Genomic DNA, 11,245 nt, shown 5'->3' on the forward strand with positions numbered 1-11,245 from the left:
TGCCGATCCTGTTTCACCCTGAAACATCCCTCCACATCAAGGAGATGTGGGTATCACCATATTTGCGCGCATCATGGAGGGTGAACCCCTCGGGCGCGGGCATGGCGGCGCTTTCCTCCCACACGATCAGGGCGTCATCGGCCACCCAGTCGCCTGCAAGCGCCGCCGCAAGGGCGCGCGCGCCCATCCCCTTGCCATAAGGCGGGTCGAGAAAGATCAGACCGCAGGGCGCGCCGGGATTAGGGCCAAGGCGCGTGGCATCGCGCCGGATCAACGTGGTGCGGTCGCGGCTGCCGGTCAGGGAGATATTCTTGGTGATCAGCCCCTGCGCCACCCGGCCGTCATCGACGAATGTGACATGCGCGGCCCCGCGCGACAGCGCCTCGAGCCCTAGAGCGCCGGTACCGGCAAAGAGGTCGAGCACCTGGGCGCCCTCGATCACATCCAGGTGGGTCAGCACGCTGAAAAGGCTTTCGCGGACGCGGTCGGTGGTGGGGCGCAGATGTGCGCCCGCATCGCCCTTGCCGACCGAGGCCAGCGCCCGGCCTCGGAATGCGCCCGCGATGATCCTCACGCCTTGAGCAGCGGTTTCAGGTCCGCCGCAGGCTCGGCCACGACGGCCGGATCGGCGGTCTTGCCGCTGTCGATCAGTCGCTTGCCGACCATATAGGCGCGCGGGTCATTCATGGCGTCGACCGCCACCAACTGGTCACCGGTGTAATACCAGAAAGACACGGTCTGCCCTTCGCCTGGACGTGTCACCACACGGCTATACCCGGTGTTCAGCCCGGCGATCTGCAATTTGACGTCATATTGGTCGGACCAGAACCAGGGTTGCGCCACATAATCCTTGCCCGCGCCCAGCATGTTCTGTGCCACGGTTTCGGCCTGGTCGATGGCGTTGGGCACGCTTTCCAGCCGGATGCGTCCGCCCTTGTAGGGGAACGAGGCGCAATCGCCCGCCGCCCAGATCGACGGGTCCGATGTGCGGCCCTGCGCATCGGTGCGGATGCCGTTTTCCAGCGCCAGACCCGCGGCCTCGGCCAGCGCGGTGGCGGGCGCGATGCCGACGCCGACCACCACGAAATCGACCGGCAATTCGCTTCCGTCCGTCAGCACCGCGCTGCTCACGCGGCCTTGCGCGCCGGTCAGTCGGGTCAGGCCCACACCCTCGCGGATATCGACCCCGTGGCCGGTATGAAGCGCGCGGAAGTAGGCGCTGGTCTCAGGCGCCGCGACCCGTTGCAGGATACGGTCGGCCATTTCGACCAGCGTCACCTTGACCCCGCGCTTGGCACAGACGGCAGCAGCCTCAAGCCCGATATACCCGCCCCCAACGATCAGCGCGCGGGCGCCTTCGGTCACCGCAGGGGCCATTGCGTCGATATCGGCCAGATCGCGCACCACATGCACGCCGGCCAGATCGCCCCCGATGGCGGCGGGCAGGCGGCGCGGTTCGGACCCGGTGGTCAGTGCGAGCTGGTCGTAAGAGATGACCTCATCCCCCAGCGAAACGGTCTTGGCCGCCGGGTCGATGGCGCTCACCCGCGCGTTCAGACGCAGGGTGATGTTCTGCTCGGCATAGAAACTCTCGGGCCTCAGGAACAGGCGCTCTTTCTCCATATCACCCAGCAGATAGGCCTTGCTGAGCGGTGGGCGCTGATAGGGCGGCACCGGTTCGGCGCCGATCAGGGTGATCTCGCCCTCAAACCCGTCCTTGCGCAGCCGCGCCACCAGAGACGCCCCGGCCTGTCCAGCACCGATCACAACGATATGGCTCATCTCTCTGCCTGCCCCGCTTTTTCCAATGGCCTTGTCATATCTGACAGCTATATGCCGGAGGGACGAGTTCCGCAAATCCAACAACGAGGTTCACAAGGATGATTTCAGTCGGAGATACGCTGCCGGACGCCACATTCATGGTCTTCAGTGACAAGGGCCCCGAGACGGTCGATCTTGGGTCCAAGCTGAAAGGCCGCAAGGTGGTGATGTTCGGCCTGCCGGGCGCCTTTACCCGTGGCTGTTCCATGACCCATCTGCCCAGCTTCATCCGCACCCGCCAGGCCTTGGCCGACAAGGGCGTGGACGAGGTGATCTGCGTCTCGGTGAACGACCCGTTCGTGATGACGGCCTGGGGCCAGCAAAGCGGCGCGGCCGAGGCCGGGATCACCATGCTGGCCGACCCGACCGCCGAGTTCACCAAGGCAATTGGGTTGGCGTTCAGCGCACCGGTGGTGGGCCTCTACGACCGCTGCCAGCGCTTTGCCCTGATGGCCGAGGATGGGGTGGTGAAGGTTCTGAACCTTGAGGAAGAGGCGGGCGCCTGCAAGCTGACCGTTGGCGAAGAACTGCTGGAGCAGATCTGACACCTCAGACGGTGCGGGCGCGAATGCGCCTGCGCTGCAAAACACCCGCGATCAGCGCCAGCGCGCTGATCGTCGCCAGCAGGCCACCGGCCCCCAGATAGAGCCCGTCAAAGCCGATGGAGGCGATGATCGGCAGGCTCAGGAAGGGCGACAGGACCTGGCCCAGGAAGATGGACGTGGTCAGCAGGCCACCAGCCGTGCCCCGGCGCCGCGCCGGGGCCACTGCGAGCATCACGGTCACAAATGCAGGCAGCACCCAGGCAAAGCCGATCCCGATGCACACCGCCCCGGCCAGCATCGCGGGCAGCCCCGCCTGGGCCCCGATGGCGACCATGCCCATCGCCATGGCGCCATATCCCAGCGCCCAGACCCCGGTCACGCCCAGCCGGGCGGCAAGTCGCCCGTAAACCAACGCGGCCAGCCCTCCGGCCAGGGTCAACAGACCCAGCACGGTGCCGGTCATCACCGCGCCGTCATGGCCCAGCGCATCCAGATAAAAGGGGATCTGCGTCGGCATAATGAAAAAGGTCATGTTGGTGATCATCTGGAACAGCAACAGGCCCATCAGGATCAGGCGCCACTGCGGGTGCCCGTCTGTCACCAACGTCTCTGCGCCCTGCCTCGCGGCCCGTGGGGCCGGGCGCGGCAAGGACCGCAATATGAAGGGGAGGACCAGCAAGGGCAGGGCATAGATGAGAAAGGGCAGCCGCGGCGACAGACCTGCAAGCAACCCGGCGGATGAGATGAAGGCAAAACCACCGAAATTGCGCGCCGAAGTCTGCAATCCGGTCAGCGCCGCCCGCGCCGCACCGCTGAAATAGTCGCCGATCAGTGCGGTCTGGGTGGTCATGATCGCGGCCACCGCAACCCCCAGGATCAGGCGGCTGGCAAGGATGCTCTCCAACCCCGGCAGCAGCAGACCGGCACTGCCCGCCAGCGTAAACAGCGCGATCCCCCAAAGCAGCAGACCACGCCGCCCGATGCGGTCCGAGAGGACACCGACCAGCGGCGCCACAAGCACCACCGCAAGCGAGGGTGCAGGTACCAAGAGCCGGGTGAGCAAAGCCACCTGCGGATGATCGGCGAATTCGCGCGCCAACCCGGGCAGGGCCGGGCTGATCGTGGCGTTTGCCATGATGGTCAGCGTTGCCGCCAGCAGCAGGGCCTGCGCACGACGGTCACGCCAGATTGCGCCGGCAGGTGTGGTTTCGACGGGGGATTTCATGATCGGCCTCTTGAGTCATTCGCAACAGACGCGCACTGTGCGAATTCAAGTCAACTTGAGGTCAAGCATGAAAATTCTCGATATCGGCGAGATCGCCGCGCAGTCGGGCGTGCCGCCCTCGACGTTGCGCTATTACGAGGAACAGGGGCTGATCGCGCCGATCGGGCGCAAGGGGCTGCGGCGGCAATACGGGCCACAGACCCTGTTGCGGCTGACCCTGATCTCGATGGGCAAGGCGGCCGGGTTCAGCCTGCCTGAAATCGCTCAGATGCTGGGCGCGGACGGGCACCCCGACCTGCCGCGCGACGAGTTGCACGCGCGCGCCGATGATCTGGGCCGCCAGATCCGGCGCCTGCAACTGCTACAGGAGACACTCAGGCATGTCGCCGACTGCCCGGCGCCGTCACATCTGGACTGTCCCAGTTTTCAGAAACTGATGCGCCAGGCCGAGCGGACAGCGGCGCTGGGCGGGAAACAGGCGACGCGCTAGCAGAGGCTGTCCATCTTGCGGGCCAGCTTGGCGTCAAGCGCGCTTAGCCCGTCGACGTCATGGGTGGTCAGCACAACCGCGACCTTGCCATAGACATTGGACCATTCGGGGTGGTGGTTCCATTTCTCGGCCCAGATCGCCACCCGCATCATCCAGCCCATGGCCTCGACGAAATTGTCAAAGGCAAAGGTCTTGGCAATCGCATCGCGGCCATCGACCATGGCCCAGCCATTGGCAAAGAGCGGCCCCAGCAGCGGCCCCCGGGTTTCCTCGGACAATCGTTCGCTCATTCCTGTTCCTCTACTTGCGCCCGTCTGAACGGGCCGTAATCGGTCAAGATCTCGATCTCTTCGTCGACCGCCGCGCGTTCCGCCTCCAGATACCGGGCCACCGCATCGGCGAACCCCGGATCGCCAATCCAGTGCAGGCTGTGCGTCACCGCTGGCAGATAGCCGCGCGCCAGCTTGTGCTCGCCCTGTGCGCCCGCCTCGACCCGGGCAAGACCATGGGCGATGGCCCAGTCGATGGCGCGATAGTAACACAGTTCGAAATGCAAGCAGGGGTGATGTTCGACACAGCCCCAATAGCGGCCAAAAAGCGCCTCGCGCCCGATGAAGTTCAGCGCCCCCGCCACCGGAACCCCATCGCGTTCGGCCAGCACCAGCACCATGTCATCGGCCATGGTCTGATGGGCGATGTCGAAGAACGCACGTGTCAGATAGGGCGAGCCCCATTTGCGCGCGCCCGTGTCCTGGTAGAAGCGCCAGAACGCATCCCAATGTTCGGGTCTGAGATCACCGCCGGTCAATTCTCGGATCTGGCCACCAAAGCCCTGCGCCTGGGCGCGCTCCTTTCGGATTGCCTTGCGCTTGCGCGAGGACAGCGCCGCCAGAAAACCGTCGAAATCGGCATAACCGTCATTGATCCAGTGAAACTGTTGCGAGACCCGGTGCATCAGCCCCATTTCGGCGCCCGCCTCGGCCTCTGCCTCGGTGCAAAAGGTGACATGCAGGCTGGAGACATTGTTGTTGGCCGCCAGTTGAACCGCGCCCTGGATCAGCGCCGATTGGCCGATGCCCTCATATCCCGGACACACCAGCAGGCGCCGCCCGGTCGCAGGTGTGAACGGAACGGTGATCTGGAGCTTAGGGTAATAATGCCCGCCCGCCCGTTCATAGGCATGGGCCCAGCTGTGGTCGAAAATGTACTCTCCCTGGCTGTGGGATTTCACATACATCGGCGCGACGGCGATCATCATGCCGTCCAGATGGGCGGTCAGATATTGCGGCTGCCATCCGGTGCCGCGCCCGACCGATCCGCTCTCCTCCAGCGCGCTCAGGAAGCGGTGAGTCGTGAACGGGTCACGCGGCGGGCCGCCATCGGCACTTTCAGGACAGGCGCAGGCATCCCACTCCTCCGCCGCGATCCCTGTCAGCGACGGCACTATCTGAACCTCGATCTGCGCCTGATCCATGCCGGCCTCCTTGCCGGTTAATCTGTGGTCCCGCGCGGAGGGATCAAGCCGCGTAGCCTTCGAAGGTGATATTGTCGGCAATCCGGCGTGCCTCGGCCTCTTGCTCTGCCGAGCGTACCGTCCAGCACAGAACCGGCACACCACGAGACTTCAACTCGGCCACGCGCGGGCGGGCAAGGTCCTCGACCTCGTGGCTGATGAAGCTGGCGCCAACCCGGTCGTAATCGGGGATGTCGCGCAGCCGCTCGCAGGTCGCCAGCGAAAGCGGCCATTCGGCGGGATCGTAGGCGCTGGTTACCAACCCACGCGGCAGATCGGGGGCAAACCGCGCCATTGCCGCAATACTGTGCGGGTTGAAGGACATGACGGCAGCCGGACCCTGATAGCCCCTCAACGCCTCGGCGGTGGCTTGTTCCAGCAGCCCCACATCCGGGCCCATGCTGCCATCCTGATCCTTGAGTTCGATCAGCAGCGACACCCGACCAGCCACCAAGTCGAGGATTTCGGTCAACGTCGGGATGCCCTCGCCATCGCCATGCAACAGCGCAATTCCAGCGGCCTCGGCAGCGGAGATCTGGCGGATCGGGCCGGACCGGCCTGTGAGCCGGTCCATGTCATAATCGTGGAACACCATCGCCTGCCCGTCGCGTGTCAGCTGAAGGTCGATCTCGATCCCATAGCCAACCCCGATTGCCGCGCGGATGGCCGCGCGGCTGTTCTCGGGCCGTCCGGCGGCGATGTCGTGATATCCGCGATGCGCGATGGGCCGCCCCAGCAGGGCGGCGGGCAGTGCTGGCGTCATTTGACCTCGAAGATACCTTCGATTTCGACCGCAACGCCCAGCGGCAGCGCAGCCGCGCTAACGGCGGAACGCGAATGCCGCCCGGCTTCGCCCAGCGCCTCAACCAGGAAATCGGAGGCGCCGTTGATCACCTGCGGCTGCGCGGTGAAATCGGCGGTCGAGTTAACGAAACCGGTCAGTTTGATCACCCGCACCAGTTGGTCGAGATCTCCACCACAGGCCGCCTTGACCTGCGCCAGCAGATTGATCGCACAGCGCTTGGCGGCGGCGGCACCGGCATCGACCTCCATGTCATCGCCCAGCTTGCCGGTGATCAGGCCATTCTCGTCATTCGATATCTGACCCGAGACATAGACGGTATTGCCGATCTTGACGAAAGGCACGTAGTTGGCCGCCGGTGCCGGCGCATTGGGCAGGGTCACCCCCAGGCTGGCCAGCTTGTCCTCATATCCCATGGCGTGCGTCCTCCTGTTCGCATTGACGGGCGGACGCTAGCCGGGAACGTCCGCCACGAAAAGGGCCAAAGATCAGGTTTCCCTGAACGCCTTGGTGAAATAATCCGCCAGCGGCTTGACCAGATAGTAGATCGGCGATTGATCCGCAGTGCGGATAAAGGCCTCGACCGGCATGCCGGGGATAAGCACGGCCCCCTCGGGCAGCTTGTCGGCCTCACCTTCGTTAAGCTGGATCTCGGTGCGATAGTAAGAGGCCTGGCTGGCCTCGTCGACAAAGGCGTCTGCCGAAACCTGCGTCACGGTCCCGATCAGTTCGGGTGTCAGGCGCTGATCCAGCGCAGAAAACCGCAAGGTCACCGGCTGGCCCAGATGGATCTGGTCGATATGGATGGTTTCGACCCGTGCCGCGATGACCAGAGGTCGGTCCTGCGGCACCAGAAAAAGAACCGGATCGGCAGGGCGGATGACCGAGCGCGGCGTATGCACCTGCAAGCCATAGACGATGCCCGAGACCGGGGCCTTGATATCCAGCCGCGACAGCTGTTCCCGCATCGAGCGGCGCTGCTCGGCCACTTCCAGCTCGCGATATTGCAAATCGCGTAGCTGTGTGATCGCCTCCTCGCGCTGGGTCGTGCCCAGCTTCAGAATCTCGATGTCGATCTCGGTGATGCGCCCCTCTTGCTGCGCCTGCGAGGCAATCAACTCGCCCAGCTCCCCTTCAAGCTCGGCCTTGGTCCGTTCGAGACTCAGAACCCTCCCTGCCTGTGCCAGACCCTTGTCCAGCAGCGATTGCTGGCTGATCAACTCCTGCTCGATCAGTTCCAGCTGCGACCGGCGCGAGCGTTGTTGCGCCACGATCCCCTCGATCTGATTGCCGATCTGGCCGCGCCGCTTTTCAAGCTGTTCGGTTTCCTTGGTGACCGATTCATGCCGCGCCCGGAACAGACGTTCCTGACCATCGATCAGTTCGGCCACTTCGGCGCGACCGCGCGCCGCCTCCAGCAGTTCCTCGTCGAACACGATCTGTGTGTTGCCATCGCGCTCGGCCTCGAGCCGGCCACGCCGGGCCATCAGTTCGAACAGCTGGCCCTCGGTGATCAGCAATTGCGAGGTCAGCAGATTGGCGTCGAGCCGAATCAGCGTTTGCCCCTCGGCGACGGTGTCGCCCTCGTCCACAAGAATCTCGGCCACCACACCGCCATCGAGGTGCTGCACTACCTGTCGGTTACGATCCACTTCGATACGGCCACTTGCAACCACCGCGCCCGCGATCTGGCTGAGCACCGCCCAAGTACCGAACCCGCCGACCAACACCAGAAGTCCGATCAGGCCCAGAATGATGGGTTTGCGGGCCGAGAAGTCTTGCGCGCTCATCGGACGCCCCCCATGGTCTTGTTCTGCTGAATAACCTGATGGTTGGTCACCATCTCACGCAGCACCTTGTCCTTCGGACCAAAGGCCACGCGCGTCCCATGATCGAGAACCAAAAGCATGTCGCATTCCGCAATAGCGGCGGGACGGTGGGCCATGATCAGCACGGACTTGCCAGCCTCCTTGAGAGATTTGATCGCCTTGTTCAGCGCAACCGAACCTTCGTTGTCGAGGTTCGAATTCGGCTCGTCCAGTATGACGATCACCGGATCATCATAGAGCGCACGAGCCAGGCCGACCCGTTGCATCTGGCCGCCCGACAGACGCCCGCCTCCGGCGGTGATATGCGTGTCATAGCCATTCGGCAGTTGCAGGATCATTTCATGCACGGCAGCTTTGGTCGCGGCGGCGACCACCTTTTCGGGGTCCGGCGTGCCACTGAGCCGCGCTATGTTCTCGGCGATCGTTCCCTCGAACAGTTGCACCCGTTGCGGCAGATATCCGATATGCTGGCCCAGAACATCGGCGTCGTACTGGTCGAGCGCGGCACCATCGAGCCGCACCGTACCACCCGCGGGCCGCCAAACGCCGGTCAGCGCACGCGCAAGCGTCGACTTGCCCGAGCCCGATGGGCCGATCACCCCGACCGCCTGTCCTGGCTGTACCGTGAAACTGACCGTCTTCAACTGCGCCCGCGTGTCCCCCGGCGGCACCACGGTCAGCGACTGCACGTCCAGTTTCGCCTTGGGCTTCGGCAGGTCCATGCGCTTGTTCTCTGGCGGAACCTTCTCAAGCAACTCGCTCAGGCCCGACCAACCCTTGAGCGCGCGCTGAACCACCTGCCACTGGTTCACCATCATCTCGACCGGTGCCAGCGCTCGCCCCATCAGGATCGAGGCGGCGATCATCGCACCCGGTGTCACCTCTCCCTGCAACACGAGATAGGCCCCAAGACCCAGCATCGCGGATTGCAGAAACAGGCGCAGCGTCTTGGTCAGGGTCGAAAACCGCCCCATGACATCGCCAGCAGTGAGCCCGTCGTTCAGCGATGCCAAGCGGGCCTTGCGCCACCTGCCAAACGCCGCACCGCGCATGCCCATGGATTGGATCGTCTCGGCCTCGGTGCGAATCTCATCGCCCATCTTGCTGGCACGGTTGCTCGCAATGGCGGCGTGCAGGGCAGGTTTGCGCGAGAACAGCTGGTTGAATCCCGTAATCGCGATCAGCAACGCTCCGCCGACGACGGCCAACAGGCCAAGCCAGGGATGAAAAATCGCGATCGCGAACAAAAAGATCGGTGTCCATGGCATGTCGAATATCGCCATCGCGACCGGCGAGGCGATGAAGCGCTGCACCGATTCGAGATCGGCCAGTCCGGTTTGCGCCACCGGATCCTGTGCCACCGCTGACCGCCGCACCATGGCATCGAACACGCGCTGGTCCAGCGCCTCCTGAAACCGGGCGCCGGCGCGCGACATCACCCGGCCCCGCGTGTAATCCAGTATGCCCATGACGCCATAGAGAAATACCACCAGCAGCGACAGCGCCACCAGTGTCTGTTCCGACCGACTGCCCAGCACGCGGTCGTAGACCTGCAACATGTAGAGCGGCCCAGTCAGCATCAGAAGGTTGGCAAAGAAGCTGAACAAGGCAACGAACCAATAGAGTCCTCGGCTTTGCCGGCGCGCGGCGCGCAGCTCCTCGGCACCGTGCAGATATGATTTTGGTTTCATGTCACCCTGGTTCCAACTTTGCGCATCCTAGACTGGGACACATTTACGATATCCACAGGGCGGGATAGAACCGACCCTGTTTCAAATCCCGGGAAGATAAACTATGTGTCTCCAATGCATCCGTAGAAACACATCCTAGCCACGCTCATTTCAAGCCCGAATCGAATATCAGCTCGCAGGTTACGCACTGAGACCGCCATGCCCAAACTCTCAATCTCCATCTTTCGGTTCAGCCTTGTCCCTTTGCTTGCGGTCCTGACTGCCTGTGCCGGGCCGGCCCCGGATTCGAACGGCGGCGGGCGGGTCCATGACCCTTATGAAAACACAAACCGAGCGATACACAACTTCAACCGGGGGGTCGACAAGGCGTTTTTCCGCCCAGCGGCCAAAGGCTATGTGACGGTAGTGCCCCGTCCGATGGTGAATTCATTCAACATGTTCGCGGAAAACCTGTCGCTGCCCGGACAGGCGGTGGACTATCTGTTGCAGGGAAAGCCCAAGGAAATGGGCACCACGCTGTTCCGCTTCGCGGTGAACTCGACGGTCGGCTTTGCCGGACTGGCCGATCCGGCCAGCGATTTCGAGATCCCGCGCGCCGATACCGATTTCGGCGAAACCCTGCATGCCTGGGGCTTTGCCGAAGGCCCCTATCTGGAACTGCCGCTCTATGGCCCGTCCACCACACGCGATGCAGTCGGCGTTTTTGTCAATCTGTTCACCAATCCCGTGGACTTTGCCCCGACACGCCCGATCAACAACCTTGGTCTTTATGCGGAAATCGTCCGGCGGCTGGGTGATCGCGGTCTCTACTCCGATACAGTCGATTCGATTCTCTATGGCAGCTCCGACAGTTACGCCCAGCTTCGGTTGATCTATCTGCAAAACCGCCGATTTGAACTGGCAGGCGATGACGAGGATGCCTATCTGGGTCTCTACACCGACCCCTATGCGGATCCCGGCTCTACCGAAGTGACCGACCCCTACGAGGACCCTTATGCCGAGTAAGCTCTTTTCCCGCCGCTCTTTCGTTTCCACCGTCTGTGTCGGCCTTACCACGCTGGCGCTGCCGCTGCCGGCCTTGGCCCTTACCGAGGCACGCGCGGCCTCGCTGGTCAACGAAGTGGTGAAAGAGATCAACCGTGTCATCGCCTCGGGAAAGTCCGAAAGCGCGATGATCCGCGATTTCGAGAAACTGTTTGTGCGCTACGGCGATGTGCCGATCATGGCGCGCTATGCGTTGGGGCCAGACGCACGCACCGCCTCTCCTGCGCAGCTGCGGTCCTTTACCCAAGCGTTTCAGGGTTACATCTCGCGCAAATATGGCAAACG

General features: G+C 63.5%; 13 protein-coding genes. 4 read left to right on the top strand and 9 right to left on the bottom strand.

From position 1 onward, the window contains the following. Window positions 1-13 precede the first annotated feature (13 nt). A complete protein-coding gene (rsmD, locus tag AC2FL1_RS15700; protein ID WP_496877581.1) occupies window positions 14-574 on the bottom strand; it encodes a 16S rRNA (guanine(966)-N(2))-methyltransferase RsmD in 561 nt (186 codons plus the stop codon). Continuing rightward, window positions 571-1,782, bottom strand: coding sequence for an NAD(P)/FAD-dependent oxidoreductase (locus tag AC2FL1_RS15705; protein WP_496877582.1), 1,212 nt, complete (start codon window positions 1,780-1,782; stop codon window positions 571-573). Before AC2FL1_RS15705 ends, rsmD begins: the two co-directional genes overlap by 4 nt. A gap of 98 nt (window positions 1,783-1,880) precedes the next feature. Between AC2FL1_RS15705 and AC2FL1_RS15710 the strand changes: the two genes are divergently transcribed. After that, entirely contained in the window at window positions 1,881-2,366 is a 486-nt protein-coding gene (locus AC2FL1_RS15710) for a peroxiredoxin family protein (protein WP_234184675.1), read from the top strand. 4 nt (window positions 2,367-2,370) lie between these two features. On the opposite strand, the gene AC2FL1_RS15715 is transcribed toward AC2FL1_RS15710, so the two are convergent. Then, a complete protein-coding gene (locus AC2FL1_RS15715) occupies window positions 2,371-3,591 on the bottom strand; it encodes an MFS transporter (RefSeq protein WP_496877583.1) in 1,221 nt (406 codons plus the stop codon). A 67-nt stretch (window positions 3,592-3,658) separates the two neighbouring features. Between AC2FL1_RS15715 and AC2FL1_RS15720 the strand changes: the two genes are divergently transcribed. Further along, window positions 3,659-4,081: a helix-turn-helix domain-containing protein gene (locus tag AC2FL1_RS15720; RefSeq protein ID WP_496877584.1), complete on the top strand. Its 423-nt coding sequence runs from the start codon at window positions 3,659-3,661 to the stop codon at window positions 4,079-4,081. On the opposite strand, the gene AC2FL1_RS15725 is transcribed toward AC2FL1_RS15720, so the two are convergent. From AC2FL1_RS15725 to AC2FL1_RS15750, 6 genes are all read right to left on the bottom strand, one after another. After that, window positions 4,078-4,371: a 4a-hydroxytetrahydrobiopterin dehydratase gene (locus AC2FL1_RS15725; RefSeq protein WP_011049411.1), complete on the bottom strand. Its 294-nt coding sequence runs from the start codon at window positions 4,369-4,371 to the stop codon at window positions 4,078-4,080. The genes AC2FL1_RS15720 and AC2FL1_RS15725 overlap by 4 nt on opposite strands. Next, window positions 4,368-5,555, bottom strand: a complete 1,188-nt coding sequence (locus AC2FL1_RS15730) for a GNAT family N-acetyltransferase (protein ID WP_496877585.1) — start codon at window positions 5,553-5,555, stop codon at window positions 4,368-4,370. Before AC2FL1_RS15730 ends, AC2FL1_RS15725 begins: the two co-directional genes overlap by 4 nt. A 43-nt stretch (window positions 5,556-5,598) precedes the next feature. Next, window positions 5,599-6,357 carry a glycerophosphodiester phosphodiesterase family protein gene (locus tag AC2FL1_RS15735; RefSeq protein ID WP_496877586.1) on the bottom strand — a complete coding sequence of 253 codons (759 nt, stop codon included), beginning with the start codon at window positions 6,355-6,357 and terminating at the stop codon, window positions 5,599-5,601. Further along, the gene (locus tag AC2FL1_RS15740; protein WP_496828484.1) at window positions 6,354-6,812 is read right to left on the bottom strand and encodes a RidA family protein; all 459 of its coding nucleotides are present in this window, start codon (window positions 6,810-6,812) and stop codon (window positions 6,354-6,356) included. Before AC2FL1_RS15740 ends, AC2FL1_RS15735 begins: the two co-directional genes overlap by 4 nt. Before the next feature lie 72 nt (window positions 6,813-6,884). After that, entirely contained in the window at window positions 6,885-8,186 is a 1,302-nt protein-coding gene (locus AC2FL1_RS15745) for an HlyD family type I secretion periplasmic adaptor subunit (RefSeq protein WP_496877587.1), read from the bottom strand. After that, the gene (locus AC2FL1_RS15750; RefSeq protein WP_496828488.1) at window positions 8,183-9,916 is read right to left on the bottom strand and encodes a type I secretion system permease/ATPase; all 1,734 of its coding nucleotides are present in this window, start codon (window positions 9,914-9,916) and stop codon (window positions 8,183-8,185) included. Before AC2FL1_RS15750 ends, AC2FL1_RS15745 begins: the two co-directional genes overlap by 4 nt. 198 nt (window positions 9,917-10,114) lie before the next feature. On the opposite strand from AC2FL1_RS15750, the gene AC2FL1_RS15755 reads away from it, so the two are divergent. Both AC2FL1_RS15755 and AC2FL1_RS15760 read left to right on the top strand, forming a co-directional pair. After that, window positions 10,115-10,921, top strand: coding sequence for an MlaA family lipoprotein (locus AC2FL1_RS15755; protein WP_496828490.1), 807 nt, complete (start codon window positions 10,115-10,117; stop codon window positions 10,919-10,921). Beyond that, on the top strand, window positions 10,911-11,245 hold a 335-nt coding region (locus AC2FL1_RS15760), incomplete at its 3' end, for an ABC transporter substrate-binding protein (RefSeq protein WP_496877588.1). The genes AC2FL1_RS15755 and AC2FL1_RS15760, both read left to right, overlap by 11 nt.

The sequence above is a fragment of the Ruegeria sp. YKSF070 genome (genome assembly GCF_059612725.1).